This is a genomic window from Collinsella aerofaciens, assembly GCF_039062365.1.
In the GTDB taxonomy this organism is placed as follows: domain Bacteria; phylum Actinomycetota; class Coriobacteriia; order Coriobacteriales; family Coriobacteriaceae; genus Collinsella.
Window position 1 is genome coordinate 12,850 of sequence record NZ_JBCJBI010000022.1, and the last position, 18,520, is coordinate 31,369.

The 18,520-nt window shown below is 56.9% G+C and carries 17 protein-coding genes and 1 pseudogene; 11 read left to right on the forward strand and 7 right to left on the reverse strand.

What is annotated here, in order from left to right; translation table 11 throughout:
* A partial coding sequence (locus ABCN01_RS09080) for an InlB B-repeat-containing protein (RefSeq protein WP_342996010.1) occupies positions 1 to 602 on the forward strand: 602 nt, incomplete at its 5' end.
* Between the two features lie 202 nt (positions 603 to 804).
* On the opposite strand, the gene ABCN01_RS09085 is transcribed toward ABCN01_RS09080, so the two are convergent.
* The 5 genes and pseudogenes from ABCN01_RS09085 to ABCN01_RS09105 all read right to left on the reverse strand — a co-directional run bounded on the left by ABCN01_RS09085 (position 805) and on the right by ABCN01_RS09105 (position 4,632).
* The gene (locus ABCN01_RS09085; protein ID WP_342996009.1) at positions 805 to 1,794 is read right to left on the reverse strand and encodes an FHA domain-containing protein; all 990 of its coding nucleotides are present in this window, start codon (positions 1,792 to 1,794) and stop codon (positions 805 to 807) included.
* 37 nt (positions 1,795 to 1,831) lie between these two features.
* A complete protein-coding gene (locus ABCN01_RS09090) occupies positions 1,832 to 2,644 on the reverse strand; it encodes a DUF6273 domain-containing protein (RefSeq protein ID WP_343014263.1) in 813 nt (270 codons plus the stop codon).
* 228 nt (positions 2,645 to 2,872) lie between these two features.
* Positions 2,873 to 3,580: pseudogene (locus tag ABCN01_RS09095) on the reverse strand (protein kinase domain-containing protein); the annotation flags it as partial.
* Between the two features lie 11 nt (positions 3,581 to 3,591).
* Positions 3,592 to 3,828, reverse strand: coding sequence for a hypothetical protein (locus ABCN01_RS09100; RefSeq protein WP_343014259.1), 237 nt, complete (start codon positions 3,826 to 3,828; stop codon positions 3,592 to 3,594).
* Positions 3,829 to 3,969: 141 nt separating this feature from the next.
* Entirely contained in the window at positions 3,970 to 4,632 is a 663-nt protein-coding gene (locus tag ABCN01_RS09105; protein WP_343014260.1) for an FHA domain-containing protein, read from the reverse strand.
* Between the two features lie 355 nt (positions 4,633 to 4,987).
* Between ABCN01_RS09105 and ABCN01_RS09110 the strand changes: the two genes are divergently transcribed.
* The 6 genes from ABCN01_RS09110 to ABCN01_RS09135 all read left to right on the forward strand — a co-directional run bounded on the left by ABCN01_RS09110 (position 4,988) and on the right by ABCN01_RS09135 (position 12,769).
* The gene (locus tag ABCN01_RS09110; protein WP_342996006.1) at positions 4,988 to 5,104 is read left to right on the forward strand and encodes a hypothetical protein; all 117 of its coding nucleotides are present in this window, start codon (positions 4,988 to 4,990) and stop codon (positions 5,102 to 5,104) included.
* 118 nt (positions 5,105 to 5,222) lie between these two features.
* Positions 5,223 to 6,302, forward strand: coding sequence for a zinc ribbon domain-containing protein (locus ABCN01_RS09115; RefSeq protein ID WP_342996005.1), 1,080 nt, complete (start codon positions 5,223 to 5,225; stop codon positions 6,300 to 6,302).
* Positions 6,303 to 6,468: 166 nt separating this feature from the next.
* Positions 6,469 to 10,101, forward strand: coding sequence for a transcription-repair coupling factor (mfd, locus tag ABCN01_RS09120; RefSeq protein WP_342996003.1), 3,633 nt, complete (start codon positions 6,469 to 6,471; stop codon positions 10,099 to 10,101).
* Between the two features lie 56 nt (positions 10,102 to 10,157).
* Positions 10,158 to 11,021: a phosphatase PAP2 family protein gene (locus ABCN01_RS09125; RefSeq protein ID WP_342996001.1), complete on the forward strand. Its 864-nt coding sequence runs from the start codon at positions 10,158 to 10,160 to the stop codon at positions 11,019 to 11,021.
* Positions 11,022 to 11,066: 45 nt separating this feature from the next.
* Complete coding sequence (locus ABCN01_RS09130; protein ID WP_118271027.1) at positions 11,067 to 12,092, forward strand: threonine aldolase family protein; 1,026 nt, start codon at positions 11,067 to 11,069, stop codon at positions 12,090 to 12,092.
* A gap of 77 nt (positions 12,093 to 12,169) precedes the next feature.
* Positions 12,170 to 12,769, forward strand: a complete 600-nt coding sequence (locus tag ABCN01_RS09135; protein ID WP_342995996.1) for a GNAT family N-acetyltransferase — start codon at positions 12,170 to 12,172, stop codon at positions 12,767 to 12,769.
* 21 nt (positions 12,770 to 12,790) lie between these two features.
* Here ABCN01_RS09135 and ABCN01_RS09140 read toward each other — a convergent pair whose 3' ends face one another.
* Positions 12,791 to 13,513, reverse strand: coding sequence for a GntR family transcriptional regulator (locus tag ABCN01_RS09140; RefSeq protein ID WP_342995995.1), 723 nt, complete (start codon positions 13,511 to 13,513; stop codon positions 12,791 to 12,793).
* A gap of 374 nt (positions 13,514 to 13,887) precedes the next feature.
* Between ABCN01_RS09140 and ABCN01_RS09145 the strand changes: the two genes are divergently transcribed.
* Positions 13,888 to 14,685 carry a PTS mannose/fructose/sorbose/N-acetylgalactosamine transporter subunit IIC gene (locus ABCN01_RS09145; protein ID WP_342995994.1) on the forward strand — a complete coding sequence of 266 codons (798 nt, stop codon included), beginning with the start codon at positions 13,888 to 13,890 and terminating at the stop codon, positions 14,683 to 14,685.
* Between the two features lie 20 nt (positions 14,686 to 14,705).
* The gene (locus ABCN01_RS09150) at positions 14,706 to 15,587 is read left to right on the forward strand and encodes a PTS system mannose/fructose/sorbose family transporter subunit IID (protein ID WP_342995993.1); all 882 of its coding nucleotides are present in this window, start codon (positions 14,706 to 14,708) and stop codon (positions 15,585 to 15,587) included.
* 1,212 nt (positions 15,588 to 16,799) lie between these two features.
* Here the strand turns inward: ABCN01_RS09150 and ABCN01_RS09155 are convergent.
* Complete coding sequence (locus tag ABCN01_RS09155; RefSeq protein ID WP_342995992.1) at positions 16,800 to 17,669, reverse strand: sugar phosphate isomerase/epimerase family protein; 870 nt, start codon at positions 17,667 to 17,669, stop codon at positions 16,800 to 16,802.
* Positions 17,670 to 17,865: 196 nt separating this feature from the next.
* On the opposite strand from ABCN01_RS09155, the gene ABCN01_RS09160 reads away from it, so the two are divergent.
* A complete protein-coding gene (locus ABCN01_RS09160; protein WP_342995991.1) occupies positions 17,866 to 18,291 on the forward strand; it encodes a PTS sugar transporter subunit IIA in 426 nt (141 codons plus the stop codon).
* On the forward strand, positions 18,288 to 18,482 hold the full coding sequence (locus ABCN01_RS09165) for a PTS sugar transporter subunit IIB (RefSeq protein WP_343014261.1): 195 nt from the start codon (positions 18,288 to 18,290) through the stop codon (positions 18,480 to 18,482). Before ABCN01_RS09160 ends, ABCN01_RS09165 begins: the two co-directional genes overlap by 4 nt.
* The last annotated feature ends 38 nt before the right edge of the window (positions 18,483 to 18,520 follow it).

Sequence of the window (18,520 nt, forward strand, 5' to 3'; positions counted from 1 at the left end):
AGGGCGTGACCGACGGCGACGGCGTCGCCCGCCAGCCCCTGGCCCCGACCCGCGAGGGCTACACCTTCGCCGGCTGGACTTACGACTCCGAGGGCAAGGACCCCGTCGACTTCAGCAAGCCCGTCCAGGGCGGCGGCGACCACGTGACGTTCTACGCCCAGTGGACTAAGAACGAGACGCCTGCTGTCCAGACCCACAAGGTCAACTTCTATGTTGATGGTTCCACCACTACGGTCGAGGTCGAGGACGGCAAGACTGTTGCTCAGCCCACCGATCCTTCCGTTGATGGCTTCAACTTTGTCGGCTGGTCTTCTTCCAAGGAGTCCTTCAAGAAGTTCGACTTCTCTGCTCCTATCACCGAGGACACCACTGTTTACGCCTTTTTCACCGCTAAGACCCCCAAGTCTGAGACTCTGAAGAAAGATGAGGGCAAGAAGCAGGTCGCTGCTGACAAGAAGGACGAGGCCAAGGCCGAGAAGAAGGACGACGCTGCCCTTGCTTCCACTGGTGACCCGACTTTCGTTGTGACCTCCGCTGCCGCCCTTACCGGCGCCGTGGCTGTCGCTGTGGGCATGTACATGACCAAGCGTCGCGAGCACTAATCACTTCTAGTGTTTACCTCTGGGCTTAATTAGCCCATACCTGATAGCCGCGTGGGGACCCGACCCCCACGCGGCTTTTTATTTCAGTGTTGGTTTTGCGGTAGTTGCGACTACCTGCAATGCCGTTGCAATAAAAAAGAGCGCCGCTGCGATGTGTTCAGCGGCGCTCTTTTGTTTAGATTTAATTGTCTGATTGGTTGCCTTACGCCAACGCGCGAGCGTCAGAGGAGAGCTTCAGCACCAAGAACTCGGTTGAGGCACCCAATTTGAGCAGGTCGCCGTCATGAATGGGAGTCTGCCTGTCCTCTTCATTGCCAGTGCGCAGCGAGCGTGGCTTTTCGATGACGGTCATTGTTCCGTTACGCGTCACCAGCACGGTACCGTTCGTCGAATGTAAGCCGGCGGCAAGCCATGTGCCGTTATGGAACGCCACGCGTAGGTGACGTCGTGAGACATCGGGTCCAACGTTGGTGACGCTATTGCGCTCGTGTGCAAACGAGCCCAGTATCGTGCCTTCGGGATCAAGACTCAAGGGATAGATGGGCGGCAGGGCCGAGCCGTCTGGTGCGAGCCTGAGCAACCCTAGTTTGACGGGCGCCCCATTGACCTTGTGTTTGGTGATATGCCGCTGGATGCCGTTTATGGTTTCGAGTGTGTCAAACGTCGTGGCCAACCGTGTCGTGACAAAGTCATGTACCTCGGATGCGGCGGCATTCGGGTCGGCCAGGCATCCGCAAACCGTTAGCGCAAGTAGCTCCAAAAGGCGCCGGTCGCTTTGTTTGAGACCCGGCGTGACGGCTATGCGGGCAAAGGTGTTGCGTAGAATGGAGCCGTCCTGCCCCCACTGATCCAATGCCTGAGCCATACGCTCAAGCGCACGAGTGGCTACATCTTGCTGGCGCGCGTTTGCTGTTGTTGCATTGTCGGCGCCATCGATCGACGCCGCTATCGCCAGGTTTTGCACGCTTTGCGAAAAATCCGCGAACATGTCAGGCTCAATTTTATCCGTGCCCGGAATAACGTGTACGACACGCCGCGATAGAAACGTCTTTTCTGAAACGCGCAGATTTGGAGCGGGCTTGTTGTCTATCGCCTTATCGGAAAGCAGCATGCGCGCTGCTTCTCGGTTATTGATGTATAGATCACTTTTGAGAACGTCAAATAGCACCTCTGAGGGCGTTTCTGCATGCATTGTGCGCTGCTCCTTTCTAAGTGATGCGGTATGGGGGTTAGATGCAAAATCCAGGAAGGACATACGTTATTTGTCTTGGCGCGTTTCCGGGTGTTGCCCACGAAAAGGCATCGCCGTCTTTTCCGACACGATTAAAGAAAGTCGCTTCGGAACCCTCACTGCAGTCGGCGCTCGGCGTACGCTCCCAGTAATAGATTTTCTTGCCATTGGCGGTTCGAACTATGGCGCTGTTTTTGGTTAGTCCGCTTATCTCCTGCTCTTGATAGAGCTGGTACTGGTTGCCCTCTTCGCTGTAAAGGTCCGAAAGGTACTCGGAGTCTTTCGAAAACGTTTCAGACGCTTGGTAGCCGCATAGCTCGCTCATGGACGGTAGCCACAGCTTGTCGTCGGTAGGGGTGATGCTGCCAGCATCTTTGGTGGCTCCCGTATTGTTGGTGAGTTTTCGTGCTGAGTGGATTTGTTTGCGAAGGCTGTTGGGCAACAACGCTAAGCCGTCTTCTGCCAACCACGCGCGAAGGGAGGACTGCTCCCAGCCTCCCGTTGCCACGTCATCGTTCATGGTGCGCGCGGCAACGGGTGTTCGAAACATAAAGGTGATGCCGGCGGGCACATTGCTGTCGCTCAGTGTATCGGCGCGAAAGCCCACGATCTGAACCTGTGCTTTGGTACCGTCGGAAAGTTTGAAGCTCTTGGTGTCTTCGCTTAGAAGGGAGTTCTTGCTGTTTACAAGATGATAGGCGGCAGCGATTTCCAATGCCTTTTCGTGTGAAGGCGCCGATTGGATTTCGCGAGAAATCTGGGCGAGTTCCTCCCAAGAATAGTCATCGAGCGATGGCTTAACGCCGTGCATAAGATCGATGAGCCCCCAGCAGCCGGTGAAAAGGGCCGACCCTGCTAAGCCAAGGGTGCAAACACCGGCCAGCGTAAGTGCGACGCGGCGCGAAATGGCGGGACGTTGTGCATCGCCTTTATCGGGGTTTCGGTCTTTGGCTGTCGACTGTGGTTGGATGGGCGTAGGCAGTGGCGTGCGAGGTTCAAAGTCAATTCCCTGAATCCAGGCGTCGAGCCTGCCGGTAATCGTAGACAGCGGAGCACGCTGGGATTGCTCGTTGTGAATGCCGCTCATAATGATGTCGACAAGCTCTTGATCGCCCGCCTCGCGCGGCTCGATCGGTTCGGGCTCATGTTCAATTTTGTACAGGTACGGCGACTGGTCCATATGCTCATTCAAGCGATATGGTGTATGTCCCGTATAGAGTGTGTAAAGCACGCTGCAAAGTTCGTATACGTCAATGCTGGGCGATGTGCGAAGGGGCGCTAACTCGGGAATATCGCTCGTGAGCATCTCGGGCGGTGCAAACTCGGGCGTGCCATGGCGCCAAATGCCATTGGACATGGTGAACGAGGGGTCCGATCGCTTGAGGCTCGAGCTCCCCAAATCGACGAGGCAAAGATCGAAGTGGCGATGTGAAATTTGCTGCGCGAGAGAGTGGCGCGTCGTTCGGAAAATGATATTGCGTAAGGATATATCGCGATGCACAAACGGACTGTCAAGCAATTGGGCGCCGAGGAGAATTTCTCCTAGGCGCCTTCCGATCGCGGCAACGACGCTGGCAGGAATGCGGTCATTGTCGGCGGGATCGGATAGTTCTGTAAGGGCATCACTCAGGGATGGGCCATCAATCCATTCCATGATGATGACTGGCGTGGAGCCCGAGAAACCGTAGCCATACGTTTTGGCAAAGCCGTTCAGATGATACGTCGCCGCAAGATTCTGATACTCTTCAAAAAATACTTTTACTCCGGGGGGGGGGTACTCATTTTGCCATCAAGAGGCAAATGCGATTTAATGGCAAAGGTCTCACCCGCGGTGTTAATGACCTTGTGGAGATGGGGCGAGCTTGGGGCGACAGGGCCACAATCCAGCAACGTGGTAAAGCGACGAATAAGCTCGGGCTGCTTGAGAGCTGAAAATAAGGGATTTGGCTCAAACGGAAATAGCGTGATGATATCCATGTCCGTGTCGTATGTCACGGGGCGGTCCTTTCAAAATATATATCGATAAGATAAATGTATGTGAAAAGGTGGCGCAACCGTCATCCCAATTGCAAAGCTCCGTTATTTGCAGGGAGCAGTGCAAATAACGGAGCTTTGTACGTTCAAAATATGTATAGCCTAGTCGGTGACGCGAATGACCAAGAAGCGCGTTGAGGCCCCCAAGCAAAGCGTGTCGCCGTTGCGGATCTCGATGGGTGTGCGGACGTGGTTTTCGGCTCGCTCGCGACGAGGGGGTTCAATGATGCGCTTGCAGCGCCCGATACCCGAGAGCAAAATCGATCCATTGGTGGAGCCAAGGCCCTGTGCAAACCAATGCCCATCTTGGAGCCAAATGCGTAGATGTTGGCGCGAGACATCGGAATCGACATCGGTGATGGCATTCTCGGCATCGGTTAGTGAGCCTATGATGGTGCCGGCTGGATCCATGGATAGGGGGCGCAGGGGCGGGCGCGCCGAGTTGCCTACAACGCGGAGCAATCCCAGCCGAACGTCTCCTGATGCGCGTGCCGTGGCGGAGAAAAACGAAGTGACGGTTGTTTCGACCGTGCCGAGTGTCGAGAGCATTTGGTTAGAGGCGAATGACTCGGTATATTCGATAGCGCGAGCGGGGTTGCCAAGGCAGCCGGTAACAATAAAAAAGATCAAATGAATGTAGAGACGATCTTTAATATCGCTGCTGTCGCCAGCTGTTTCGATGCGCTCAACGCCGTTTTTAAAGAGCATGTCGTCGCTGGCGCACGCCATAAGCGCCTCTTGCATGTCTGGGACGCACGACTCCATATAGCGCTTAATGACCTTGCTCAGCGATTGGGGGTCTGACCCTCGTTTTTGAATGATGAGGTTGAGTATCCGGCGTGCGCTTTGGTCGAAGGGTGCGAACAATGACTCGGGGAGGTTACCGGGCTTTGCGTGGACGATTTCGCGTGAGATGAATGAAGGAATAGCGAGTCGTTCGGAAATCGGTCTGTCGCCATAGCGGCCGTCGCTAGCCAATAGAATTTGAGCGGCGTGACTATTATTGATGCGGCCAAGTGATTTAAGCCCAACATACAGCGCGCAAGATGGAGTGTCTGCCATTTATTGTTACCCCATCCCCTTTAAACCGGATTAATAAACATTCATTTACTCATTATAGGTGTTTAGAGCATGGATTGTTTGCAAGGCGGACGCGGATGACTGGCATGCCCGCAAACCCAAGTGCGACGAGTGCCCGCTGGCAGATCTTTGCCCCAGCGTGCGTATGACGGGGTAGGGCCCGGCACGTTTTGCCGGCACCCGAAGACCGCGACCAATGTTGCGCAACACATTTGGGCCGCGAAGGCTCAATATGATGGCGACAGATGCCGTTTGTTGTGAGGGGATGCCCGAATATGTTTTGCACCAAGTGTGGCTCCGAGATGCCCGACGGAGCCGATTTTTGCACGAACTGCGGGGCACGCATGGGTGCCGCTTCTCCGGCTGCCGCGCCTGCTGAGCCCGCACCGATGCCGGCAGCAGGGATGCCTTCCGTGCAAAAGAAATCGCATAAGCGAGCGGTGATTATCGGCATATGCGTAGCGGGCGTGCTCGTTGCCGGCGGCGCTGCGCTGGCGCTGACCGGCGTGCTGGGTCCGCTTGGGCAGGGCAATTCATCGCAGATTACGGTACTTGGGTCCGACGAGGGCTCGGCCGAGCACAAGGACAAGGGAAGCGCCAAGGAGAAACCTGCCGCCGACGAGGATGAGGCGGATGAGTCTGAGCAGACCGGCAGCAGTGTAAAGGTCGACCTCAATGACCAGGCAACTTATGCCGCGGCGAATCTGTTCCTGTCGAACTTTACGGAGGAAGACTTTGGCTACAACAAGAATGACCCGAGTGCGTTATTTGACGTAACGGATGGCTTGTCTGCAAAGGAACAGCAGGACATGACGTTTTTCATCTTTAACCATTTTCTTGGCAACGGCTCAAAACGCGTAGAGCGGGGAAGCGACATCGACGGGAAAAGATACGGGTTTAGAATCGCGATCGATGCCGTGCATAGCGAAATGAATCGCCTTTTTGGAATGACGCTTTCCGATGACGAAATGCAGTTTGATGACAACGAGGGGAAGTACGACGAAGTTATTCAAGCGCTTGGGACGAGAGCTACGGTCCAAGACGGATTCCTGTATTTCAACGAAGAGCACGGGGTTGCTAAATATGCCGCCCCGACAATCGTCACGGCAGCGGAGGACCTTGGAAACAACACGTATCGCCTGACATTTGAGGCCTATGCTGCGCAGGACTATAACGGTACGGTGCCGACGATTTCCGAAGTTCCCGAGAGCGTTTACGGGCTCCCCGTTAATCAACTAAAGTCGACTATCGGTGCCGACTCTACACCCACGATGACCGGTTCTGCTGTAGTGACGGTGACGGCTGGCGACACGGCTCCGTCCTTTGCGCTCCAAAGTATCAGCTACAACTATTAATTCACAGCGCCAGGCGGCTCGTCCGTCTGGCGTTTTTTACGGGACCGGGTTTGCCCTTGAGCCGGAGTCCTTTCCATGCGCTACCATGACAGGCAATAATCTTTGACGAACGACCCGCCGAGCTTGCCTCGGCGGGCTTTTGGCGTTGCAATGCCGGAGGAACAGCATGCTCATTCACCGTATAGCCGCGCAGCTCTACACTGCCGAGGCGCTGCAGACCGTCGAGGCCGGGCTCGATTCTGGCGAGGACGTGACGCTGGCCGTGTCTCAGTCGGGCCGAACGCTTATGGCCGCCGCCCAGTTTGCGCGTCGTCCGCGCCCCACGGTCTACATCGTGAGCGGCGAGGACGCGGCCGATCGCGCCGCACGCAGTCTGGCCGCCTATGTGGGCCTGGCGCACGTGTGCCGCTTTCCCGAGCGCAAGGACTACCCTTGGCGCGAACAGGCGCCCGACGATGCCGTGGTGGCCCAGCGCTGCGAGGCGCTCGGGCGCATCGTGCGCGGGGACAACTGCATCATGGTCGCCTCGGCCCGCGCGCTGCTGCGCTGCGTGCCGCCGGTCGAGAGCCGTTACTGGGAGTCCACGACCTTTGCGGTGGGCGAGGAGATTCCCTTTGACGAGGTGCCACAGCGCTTGGTGGGCATGGGCTACACCAATGCCGGCGCCGCCGACGCGCCCGGCCTGTTCCGCGTGCACGGCGACACCGTCGAGGTGTTCCCCGCGCAGGAAAAGGCGCCCGTGCGCATCGAGTTCTTCGGCGACGAGATCGACCGCATCCGCCGCATGGTGAGCTCAACGGGCCAGACCATCGGCAACGAGGACAGCATCGAGATCTTCCCCTGTCGCGAGCTTGCACTCACCGACGAGGCAGTCCACAACATGCATGTGGCGCTCTACCGCGCCAGCCAGGACGACAGCAAGTTGGCAGCGCTGCTCGAGATGGTGGATGCGCGCATCGTCACGCCTGAGCTCGACCGCTTTTTGCCGGTGATGTACGGCCAGACCGTGAGCCCGCTGTCGCATGTGAGCGGAAAGGCGCTCGTGGTGCTGTCCGAGCCGCGCTCGCTGTTCGACGATTGCCTGCGCGCCTACGAGGATATCGAGGCACGTGCCGGCGAGGCGGGGGTCGACCGTCTGGACGGCCTGTACGTGCGTGCCCAGCAACTCGACTTTGGTGCTCAACAGCGCCTGAACTACGTGAGCCTCATCCGTGCCGGCGGTGCGGTGACGGCCGAGCTCAAGATTGAGCAGCCTGCCATTGCAGGCTCGGACAACCGTTTCATGACGCGCATCCAGGAGGTCGTGGGCAAGCGCTATGCCTGCGTGTTTGCCATCCCCGACCGCGGTGCGCGCGAGTCGATGGAGCTCACCTTTGGCGACGAGGGCATTACCTTTGAGGAATCGCTGACCGCGGCGCCCGAAAACGCCGGCGCTATCGGCGACCGCGTGCGCGTGGCGGCGGCGGATTCCGCCGACCGTGCCGCACGCCAGGAGGCCCATGCTTCCATTCGCGAGCGTCGCGCCGATGCGCTCAACGCCCGCTCGCTCGAGGCGGGCGCCGCGCAGGCTGCCGCCGGCGCCGCCGTGCCCACCATCTCGCGCGGGCGCGTGACCTTTGTGGACGCTGCCCTGCCGCAGGGCGTGGTGGTGCCCGATGCCAACCTGGCCGTGTTCTCGATCGCCGACCTCAACGCCCGCATGGATGCCAACCGCGCGCGCAGCCGCCGCAAGGTTGACATTACGCAGATCACCTTCCCGTTTAAGCCGGGCGACTACGTGGTGCACGCTACCCACGGCATCGCGCTCTTTAGCGAGATTGCGCGCCAGGAAGTGGGCGGCAAGGAACGCGACTACTTTTTGCTGGAATACGCCGATGGCGACAAGCTCTACGTGCCGTTGGAGCAGGTCGACCGCATCACGCGCTACGTTGGCCCCGACGGTGACAAGCCGCGCCTGACCAGGCTCAACACCGCCGACTGGACGCGGGCTACCAACAAGGCGCGCAAGAATGCCAAAAAGCTGGCGTTTGACCTGGTCGACCTGTATACGCGCCGCTCGTCGATTACCGGTATCGCCTGTCCGCCCGATACGCCCGAGCAGATCGAGATGGAGGAGAGCTTCCCCTACGACGAGACGCGTGACCAGCTGGAGGCTATCGCCGACATCAAGGCCGACATGGAGGCGCCCAAGCCCATGGACCGCCTACTGTGCGGCGACGTGGGCTTTGGCAAGACCGAGGTCGCCCTGCGCGCGGCCTTTAAGTGCGTGGACTCCGGCCGCCAGGTCATGGTGCTCTGCCCCACGACCATTCTGGCCCAGCAGCACTACGAGACGTTCTTTGAGCGCTTTGCTCCGTTTGGCCTCGAGGTTGAGGTGCTCAGCCGCTTCCGCACGCCGGCGCAGCAGAAGCGCGCGCTCAAGGCATTTGCCGAGGGCACGATCGATGTGCTCATCGGCACGCACCGCCTGCTTTCGGCCGATGTGAACCCCAAGAACCTGGGCCTGGTGATCATCGACGAGGAGCAGCGCTTTGGTGTGCAGCACAAGGAGCAACTCAAGAACCTGCGCGAGCAGATCGACGTGCTCACGCTTTCGGCAACGCCCATTCCGCGAACCATGCAGATGGCCACGAGTGGCGTGCGCGACATGAGCCTGATCACGACGCCGCCGACCGGGCGTCGTCCCGTGATCGTGCACGTGGGGGAGTACGACCCCGATGTGGTGAGCGCGGCGATTCGCCTGGAGGTGGGCCGCGGCGGTCAGGTGTATTACGTGTCCAACCGCGTCAAGACCATCGACGACGCCGTGGCGCGCGTGCACGAGGCCGCGCCCGAGGCGCGCGTGGGCGTGGCGCACGGCAAGATGAGCCCGCGCGAGGTCGAGGACGTGATGATCGAGTTCGCGACCAAAAAGATCGACGTGCTCATCGCCACGACCATCGTGGAGAGCGGCATAGACAACGCGACCGCCAACACGCTGATCATCGAGGACTCGCAGCGTTTGGGCCTGGCGCAGCTCTACCAGCTCAAGGGCCGTGTGGGCCGCTCTGCCACGCAGGCCTACGCGTACTTTATGTTCCCGGGCGAGCTGCCGCTCACCGAGGAGGCAACGGCGCGCCTGACCGCGCTTTCCGAGTTCCAGGACCTGGGCAGCGGCATGCGCATCGCCATGCGCGACCTGGAGATCCGTGGTGCCGGCTCGCTCATGGGCGCCGAGCAGCACGGCAACCTGTCGAGTGTGGGCTTTGACCTGTTTACGCAGATGCTGGGCCAGGCCGTGGCCGAGGCGCGCGGCGATGACGATGCCGGCGTGGAGGCGGCGAGCGTGGGCATCAACCTGCCGGCCGACTACTTCTTGTCCGAGGAGTATATGCCGGCGGTGGACCAGCGCGTGCTCGTGTACCGCAAGCTCGCGGCGGCTGAGGACCTGGAGAGTATCGACGAGGTGCAGGAGGAGACCGAGGCTGCGCACGGTGAGCTTCCGTTGGCGGGGCTCAACTTGTTCAACCGCGCTCGCATTCGTATTCGCGGCGAGCGCCTGGGGCTCGAGAGCGTCACGCTCAGCGGTGGCCGCATTACCTTCCTGGGTGTCGACGTTCCCAAGAAGGTAGCCTTTGAGCTTAAGACTCGCTATGGCGCGGTGAACTTCCCCAAGAGCCGCAAACTGTCGGTGCCCTACAAGGCGGGCGCCGGTGCGGGCAGCGGCCTGGGTCGCGGCCTCGACGCCAACGACGGCACCGGCCCGGTGGCCGCGGCACTCATGCTGCTGCAGCAGTTGGGTGCTAGCGACGATGACTAGCGAGTCGACGCTGCAAACACCCTATTTGGGCACTCTGGTTCCATCGAAAGGAAAGCATGTTCGGATACATCTATAAGAAAGATGTCGCCATTATCGCGGTTGTCCTGTGTCTTTGTCTGGGCGTGGGCAGTTTCTTCGATTATCAGATCTCGAGCGCGCTGTTCAACGTCGGCAGCATGTACGGCCGCTTTATCGAGGCCGCCGGCGAGCTGCCGTTCGAGCTGACGGCAAGCGTCGCAGGCGTCATGCTCGTGCGCGCGGTGCGTCCCGACTCCAGGGGGAGCAAATGGCTCGCCGTGCTCGGCATCCTCGTCAACGTTGGCCTGGCCGGCTACGAGATCGTTTCGTCTCTGAAGGTTGGCGGCAAACTCATTGCCGTTCAGCTGGTGCTGACGTTTGTGCTGGTCATCGTTGCCAACCTTATCGTCTATCGCCTTACGCGCACGACCGAGCCCGACGAGCTCACGCGCTGGGCGTTGATGGTGCTTGCCGTGTGGGTCGCTCAGACCATTATCCTCAACGTGATCGTCAAGCCGTTGTGGTCGCGCCCGCGCATGCGCGTGATCGAGGCCACGCCGGGGCTCAATTTTCAGCCGTGGTGGGTGATCGGCAACCCCGACAAGTGGTCCTTTATTGCCGCCGGCGTGATTAAGGACGGCTTCAAGTCGTTTGCGAGCGGACACACGGCGCACGCGGCGATCGGTCTTATGCTCGCCGGGCTTCCCGCGACGGCCTTTAAGGAAAAGCCGTCGCGCCGCCGGGTGGTCTTTTGGACGGCGGCTGTGGTCGCGGCGCTCGTCGCGTTTGGCCGCATCGTGATTGGAGCACACTTTTTGAGTGACGTGAGCTGCGGTTTTGCTCTGGTACTGGCACTTGAGTGTCTTGCCGCGCGCATTGCCTATCCCAACGGCGTACAATAGCTCCGTTTGAATCATCTGACCGATATCCGGTAAGAGAGGATTGCCATGCTCGCGTTTAACAACGACTATTCCCACGGTGCACATCCGGCAGTGCTGCAGGCGCTCGTCGACACCAACATGGAACCGCAGCCCGGCTACGGTACCGATGCGCACACCGAGCGTGCCAAGCAGCTTATCCGCGAGGCCTGCCAGGCCCCCGATGCCGACGTGTTTTTTCTGGTGGGCGGCACGCAGGCCAACGCGACGGTGATCGACATGCTGCTTGCGCCCTACGAGGGCGTCGTTGCCGCCGAGACTGGCCACGTCGCCTGTCACGAGGCGGGCGCCATCGAGTTTGGCGGCCACAAGGTGCTCACCATTCCCGGCTACGAGGGCAAGATGCACGCCGAGGACCTCGAGAACTATATCCAGGTGTTCTACGAAAACGAGAGCTACGAGCACACGGTGTTCCCGGGCGCTGTGTACGTGAGCCTATCGACCGAGTACGGCACGCTGTATTCCAAGGCCGAGCTCGCGGCGATTCATGCGGTGTGCCAGAAGCGTGAGATTCCGCTGTTTGTGGACGGCGCCCGCCTGGCCTATGCGCTGGCGGCCGATGAGTGCGACATTACCCTGCCCGAGCTGGCGCAGCTGTGCGACGTGTTCTACATCGGCGGCACCAAGTGCGGCGCGCTCTGCGGCGAGGCCGTGGTGTTTTGCGGCATGCACGCCCCGGCGCACCCCATTCCGCGTATTAAGCAGCATGGCGCACTGCTCGCCAAGGGCCGCCTGACGGGTGTGCAGTTCGAGGCTCTTTTTACCGATGGCCTGTATTTTGAGATTGGCCGCCAGGCGATTGAGACCGCTCAGGCGCTGCGTCGTGTGCTGCACGAGCGCGGCTACCAGTTCTTCTTGGAGACGCCCACAAACCAGCAGTTTGTGATTCTGCCCAACGAGGACATGGCCCGCATTCGCGAGCATGCCTCGATCGAGTACTGGGAAAAGTACGACGAGACCCACACGGTGGTGCGCTTTTGCACCAGCTGGGCCACGACGCAGGAGGACATCGACGCGTTGGCGGCTGTCCTGTAGCTTGATGCAATGACGAGGGCCGCCTTGCGCTTGGGTTTGGCGCAGGGCGGTCTTTGCTTTTGAGGGGGAGGGGCTGTATGCCCGAGAAATCCGAGATGTCCGAGCCAGCGATTCGCCTGGCGACGCCCGAAGACGCGCCGGCGTTGCTTGCCATCTATGAGCCATATGTGCGCGAGACGGCGATTACCTGCGAATACGAGGTGCCGAGCGTTGAGGAGTTCGCCGGGCGCATCGAGCGTACGCTCAAGCGCTATCCGTATCTGGTGATGGAGTTGGACGGGCGTCCGGTAGGCTATGCCTATGTGAGCGCGCTTAACAGCCGCGAGGCCTATGACTGGTCGGTCGAGACGTCGATCTACCTGGCACGCGATGTGCGCCATGGCGGGCTGGGTCGCAAGCTGCACGACGCGCTCAAGCAATGCCTGATTGCGATGGGCATCACCAATATGTGCGCGCTCATCGCCGTGCCGCACGACAAGGACGACGAGTATCTGACGCACAACAGTCAGGATTTCCATGCCCATATGGGGTATCGCCTGGTGGGCGCCTTTGACCGCTGCGCCCAAAAGTTCGGCCGCTGGTACGACATGTGCTGGATGGAGCTGGTCCTAGCCGAGCGCACGCCCAACCAACCCAAACCAACCTGGTTCCCCGACCTCCCCAAACCTACCATTTAGGGACAAGTTTATTTTGGCAGGTTAGCCGATGGGCTCGGTGTATTTGGCGCGGTCGGCGCGTTGGATGCGCTTGGAGACATGGAGCGGGCAGCCGTCGGTATCGTAGACGTAGTCGGTGATCAGGATCAGGGCCTGCCCGCGCTCAACGTTGAGCAAAAACGCCTCGTTTTGCGAGGCATAGCACACTTCAAAGGTCTTATGCCCCTGTGCCGGCGCGCGATGGAATTCTTGACGCAGCGTCGCGTAGAGCGAACCGTTGATATCGCGATCGATGAGCGTCTCGAAGCTTGGCGGCAGGTAGGTGGTCTCCAAGCACAGTGGCGCATCGTCCAGATAACGCAGACGGACGAGTTTGACGAGCTTGCTGCCCACGGCGGCGTCAAAGAACTTAGCTATGCTGCCGGCCGCCTTGGCAAAGCTCGAGTCCACGGTGCGCGTGGTGGGCTTCATGCCCCGGCCTTCGACCTGCTTGGTATAGCTCGAAAACACCAGGTTGTTCTCGTGGAGCGCGGGCGTGTCGGCCACAAAGGCGCCACGCCCGCGCTCGGTGCGCACCAGGCCCTCATCGACGAGCACCTTAAGGGCATGGCGCACGGTGCTGCGCGACAGCCCCGATTCGTCCATGAGTTCCATCTCGGACGGCAGCTTGTCTCCGCGCGCGTAGACGCCGGCGGCGATGCGGTCACGCAGCATGCCCGCCAAGCGCTCGTATTGGGCCAGTTTCCTCTTGACCGAAATGCTCATACGGCTAACCTGTATCCTACTTTTATGCCTAATCAATCAAGTATGTATCTTATATATCCATAAAACTGCTGGTAATGAACCGGTGAAGGGCACGTATCTTTTTCCTTTCACCAAGATTGAGTTGAGCAATATAGCGCATCTAGATATTAGTCAACTCATAATTAGTTTAGTTCTATAAGTTTTACTAATTAGCCACCTATTGACCGTTCGCCTCTATAAATCTACCGTTTGTCCGGGTTAATTGGATAATTAGTGTATACAACATATAAGACGTATATGATGACTTAAATCAGACGGGTACAAGATCCGGACTTGTATGCTGTCCTTCGCAACGTAGGATGTTGTGATTAGGAATAGTTGGAAAGGAGACGGTAATGAATCAGCTTTATGCAGCAGTAGCCGTTGGCCTCGTGGGTGTCATTTGTATCATGGACTCACGCATGTTGGGTCGATTGAGCCTTGAACGACCTCTTATTGGCGCGACTATGGTCGGTATCGTATTGGGAGATATTCCTACCGCTTTGGCGGCTGGCGCAACGCTGGAACTGATGAGCATTGGCCTGATTAATGTCGGTGCTGCAATGATTCCCGATATGAATATGGGATCAATTGTTGCTACGGCGTTTTGCATTCTGACGGGCGCTGGCCCAGAGGCTGCATTGACTATTGCGGTTCCCGTAGCTGCCTTTGGTCAGGCAATTGGTCTTGCGGTACGTATGGTGCTCGCGGCGTTTTCCCATAAAACGGACGTTCTCATTGACCAGGGAAAGTTCAAGCAGGCACTTCATCTGCACATTATTTGGGGAAATGTCCTGTATGCGCTGATGTATTTCGTTCCCATTTTCTTGGCGATCTATGCGGGAACTGATCTCGTGCAGGCTATTGTGGGCATGATTCCCGATTGGGTGACTAGTGGCCTTGGCCTTGCTGGAAATGTTCTTACGGCGCTCGGTATGGCTCTGCTGCTTAACATTATGCTCACGAAGAAGATGGCCCTGTTCTTCTTCGTTGGATTCTTTGCTGCCGCTTTCCTCAGCATTAACGTGACTGCAGTTGCTATCTTCGCAGTTCTGCTCGCACTTATTCTCTCAGACATTAAGTTTCATGATGGCGGAAGCCAGCTCGCGGCGCAGTCGGCAGATGATTACGATCCGCTTGAGGACGACGACTAGGTATCGAGGAGGTCATTAAAATGGTGGAGCAGACTGTTGGAGCTCAGGCATCCGAAACTACTGAGCTTAAAAGCCTTGAACCGCAAAGCGTTTCTGAGAATAAACGACTTTGGCAATTCTTTTGGCGAACATGGGCGATTCAGGCTTCGTGGAATTACGAGGGCCAAATGAATCTGGGCTTCCTGTATTCAATCGCCCCTACTCTTGATCGAATCTATGCGGATGAATCGGATCCCGAGATTCTGCAGCGAAAGAAAGACGCTTATCATCGCCACACCGCTCTTTATAACATTACGCAGCAGCTTAATAGCTTTGTGCTTGGACTTGCTGCGTCCATGGAGGAAGAGTATGCGCGCGATCCGAAGAACTTTAACCCTGAAGTTATCAACAGCTTAAAGGTTTCGCTCATGGGTCCGCTTTCGGGCATCGGTGATTCATTGCTCGAGGGAACCCTTCGAATTATTTCCTTTGGTCTGGGTGCGTCTCTTGCCGCTCAGGGTTCAATTCTCGGTCCCATTTTGGCGCTTTTGATTTCAGGTATTCCTAAAGCCCTTATTACCTGGTTCGGCGGAAAGTTCGGATATACGCTCGGCGCTGATTATGTCAAGCAGCTACAAGGTGGCGGCATGATGGAGCGTGTCATGTATATGGCGAGCGTAGTCGGTTTGATGACCGTGGGCGCAATGATTGCCACCATGGTTGGGATTACGACTCCTCTGCAATTTCAGGACGGTGCCGTAGTGCTTCAGGATGTCTTGGACGGCATTTTCCCGGCAATGATTCCTCTGGCAATTACCATGCTGTTCTACTGGCTTCTTAAAAAGAAGGCAAGTCTGACAGTTCTCCTTCTCGGTGGTATCGCAGCGAGCCTTATCGCTAGCTTCTTGGGCGTGCTCGCTTAGACCTTGCTTTAAGAGGGATTAGAATAATATGTTTTAATCAGGGGCATCGACCGTGTCGGTGCCCCTGATTTCGTCTAAAGTGATTCTGGATTGATGCCTTGTTGGTACTGTTTATAGAAAGTCGTTTTCAATGGCGTGATGACGAATCAACTAATACTCATCGCTGCGCTGATCGTCTTCGACTAATGGGCATCCAGACTTAAGTCAAGAGAACCGGGCTTATAGGACAAAATGTGTGTCCACATTGGGGGCATCGGCGCAGGTCGATGCCCCTTTTTCAGCCGTTTAAATTCCGAGTGGTTTTTAACCATTCGGACAGAATATGTGTCCGGTTGCCTATCGTTCCCGCGGGTCGATGATCTTTTCCAGAACCGTTAAACCCTTTCGGAAGAGGTGCCCATGCAGGCCGTTTACGGGATCGCTCACCCTTTTTAGAAGAGGTGGATGCAGAGATGTGAATATGGGGGGGGGTACATGCGGGCTCCGGGCATGTTTGCCCCTTGTGTCTGCGATTGTTCCTGTGCGGGTGTTTAGAACTGTCCGCGAGCAAATATAGGGTAGATTGGTTTGCGCGAGATTGTCGAGGCATTTGCCTTATTAAAATGTTAGAAGACTGCTGTCAGCGGTGCTGAGGTGTGGCGTTTGGGTGCGACGAGGTGTCTGAGCGAATTCTAAGCCCTTGCTCCACGGCCTATAGTACATCCCAGTTGCCGTTAAACGGTTCGATACTTGTTTTCGTTGCCATTGGATTGCCAAGCGATGCGGAGGCGAGGGATTCCCATATTGGGTAACGGACTAAGGCATGGGAGGCTTTTGGGCTGAAGCGAGTACGCTGGTCGTTGCGGAACGCGATTGACTAATCTTTGTGGGCCTTGCGTTGCAGCGACTGGGGCGTGCTCGAGATGATGGAGGGGTGCGGATGGTGGTTGAAATCGGGAAGACGGTCGGATCTCTATCCAAAGCCGGCAAATAGGGTTAAGTCTGCATGAACTATCAGCCGTATTCCAGGCGCTTGGATGCCGGATTGACTTGCTTCGAATCGGGCGTTGCTCCAACCATTTCGGTAACAAACCTGCTCTGGCTAGTCTCCATCTGTTACGTTAACTCCTCCTTTCATGCCTCTTTGAGGTCTGCTAGAACGGCAACGTCTTTTCAAAGAAAATGGGCATCAGCTGACGCTGACGCCCATTTTCAAAGCTGCTTGTCATCAAATTATCGTGAGCCAGCCGACCCTATGCCCTCAATGCTGCGGTAGGCCTCTAAATAGGCAGACATCGAGCGCGCGTCTGCTGCCATTGGATCCGTGAGTGTTTCTGAATCCGTGCATTCAACGCTTAGAACTCCTGTGTAGCCGTTGCGCTCAAAGGTCATAATATCTTCCGCGATATTTCGATTGCCATCACCGAGTGCGAGATGAAGCGAACGTTCTCCTGTGTCAACATAATGCGAATGAATCAAATTAGCGCCAAATGCGTCGAAATATCCCTGTATGGTATCTCCGGCGCTGACCATTGCACCGATATCGAGGCATACCTTAAGGGCCGTTTCATCAACCATCTCAAGTAACAACTCGAGGTCCTTAACAGTATTGGCAATTCGCGATTCCGGTGCTCGAAGTGCTTCAATGGCAAGATTTATGCCTTGCGACTCTGCATAGTGCGCAACTTTCTTGAGCATAGATGCACTTCGCTCTCGTGCTTGTTCTACCGGTTCATCGTAGTATGCCCAACCACTGGTAACTAATACCTGGCTTGCTCCAAGCGTTTTTGCAACATCAATCGCACGGGTAAAGTATGCAAGGGTGCGATTTTGAATTGACTCATCCTTTGCGGCCATATTGTGCGGCTTGGGGTTGCATTGTTCGGGGCAGATGCCGTGAACACGTACACCGAATTTATCCATTAATGCTAAAACGCGTTCCGTTGGATCGTTTTGCTGGTAATCCATAAAAAAATGCTGCGGTGATGTCCACAGCTCAACGCACGGATAACCCAGCTTGGATGCGTTTTCAAAAAAAACGTCCAAGTCATAAAACATGTAATGATGGTTCATGGTGGCAAGTTCGATGCGTCGTCCGGTCATCAGGTCTCCTTTCAGATAAAATGGTATGGAACGTCACAGACGTTATATATAATTATAGCCAAGGAAGTGCCTCATGCCAGTTTGCTTGTCTGTTCGCCGTGAACGGTAGCAAATAGCCGGCAAACGGAAAGAAATATATTATCTGGACATACACGTATATAACGTCTATGATGTAGACAACCGATAGGAGGTAATGATGAATCAGATAATTCTTGCATCGCATGGTGGGCTCGCCGCTGGAGCCCGCGATACACTTGAAATGATTATCGGAGATGTATCACGTGTCCATGTCATTTCATTGAAAAGAGACGATAAGGACCAAATTGACGAGCGCACTATTGCCCTAATCGATTCCTTTGATGCGTCCGATAAGGTTTACATTTTGACGGATATGATGGGCAGCAGCGTAAATAACTCAATGGTATCTGTCATGTCAAAGAGGGCTTCAGTAAGTGTGATCGCCGGGATGAACTTCCCTCTGATTCTCGAGATAGCATTGTCGAGCGATCCGCTTCCGCAATCGCGGCTTGATGAAATAATTGCTCAGAGCAGGGCGGGTATTCAGGATGTAGCTGCCCTTTTGGCTCAGAAGGTACAGGAAGATGAGGAGGACGACCTATGATTAAGCTTGTTCGTTTGGATTACCGCTTGGTTCATGGACAGGTTCTGGCAGCATGGGTAAATCAAATCAGCGCACAACGAATTATTGTCGTTGACGACGCTGCGGCCAATGACGAGATGAGGTCTGCTGCATTAAAGTTGGCAAAACCTGCGGGGGTTGATTTCCGATCCCAACCGAACACATTGAGCTGACGGCACGCTCCCGCAGTTAACCGAACGCCCCCGAGGTC

Coding starts and splice junctions, on each gene's coding strand:
- ABCN01_RS09085 (WP_342996009.1), bottom strand. CDS start 1,794: ATGCATGCAGAAACGCCCTCAGAGGTGCTATTTGACGTTCTCAAAAGT.
- ABCN01_RS09090 (WP_343014263.1), bottom strand. CDS start 2,644: ATGCACGGCGTTAAGCCATCGCTCGATGACTATTCTTGGGAGGAACTC.
- ABCN01_RS09105 (WP_343014260.1), bottom strand. CDS start 4,632: ATGGAGTCGTGCGTCCCAGACATGCAAGAGGCGCTTATGGCGTGCGCC.
- ABCN01_RS09115 (WP_342996005.1), top strand. CDS start 5,223: ATGTTTTGCACCAAGTGTGGCTCCGAGATGCCCGACGGAGCCGATTTT.
- mfd (WP_342996003.1), top strand. CDS start 6,469: ATGCTCATTCACCGTATAGCCGCGCAGCTCTACACTGCCGAGGCGCTG.
- ABCN01_RS09125 (WP_342996001.1), top strand. CDS start 10,158: ATGTTCGGATACATCTATAAGAAAGATGTCGCCATTATCGCGGTTGTC.
- ABCN01_RS09130 (WP_118271027.1), top strand. CDS start 11,067: ATGCTCGCGTTTAACAACGACTATTCCCACGGTGCACATCCGGCAGTG.
- ABCN01_RS09135 (WP_342995996.1), top strand. CDS start 12,170: ATGCCCGAGAAATCCGAGATGTCCGAGCCAGCGATTCGCCTGGCGACG.
- ABCN01_RS09140 (WP_342995995.1), bottom strand. CDS start 13,513: ATGAGCATTTCGGTCAAGAGGAAACTGGCCCAATACGAGCGCTTGGCG.
- ABCN01_RS09145 (WP_342995994.1), top strand. CDS start 13,888: ATGAATCAGCTTTATGCAGCAGTAGCCGTTGGCCTCGTGGGTGTCATT.
- ABCN01_RS09150 (WP_342995993.1), top strand. CDS start 14,706: ATGGTGGAGCAGACTGTTGGAGCTCAGGCATCCGAAACTACTGAGCTT.
- ABCN01_RS09155 (WP_342995992.1), bottom strand. CDS start 17,669: ATGACCGGACGACGCATCGAACTTGCCACCATGAACCATCATTACATG.
- ABCN01_RS09160 (WP_342995991.1), top strand. CDS start 17,866: ATGAATCAGATAATTCTTGCATCGCATGGTGGGCTCGCCGCTGGAGCC.
- ABCN01_RS09165 (WP_343014261.1), top strand. CDS start 18,288: ATGATTAAGCTTGTTCGTTTGGATTACCGCTTGGTTCATGGACAGGTT.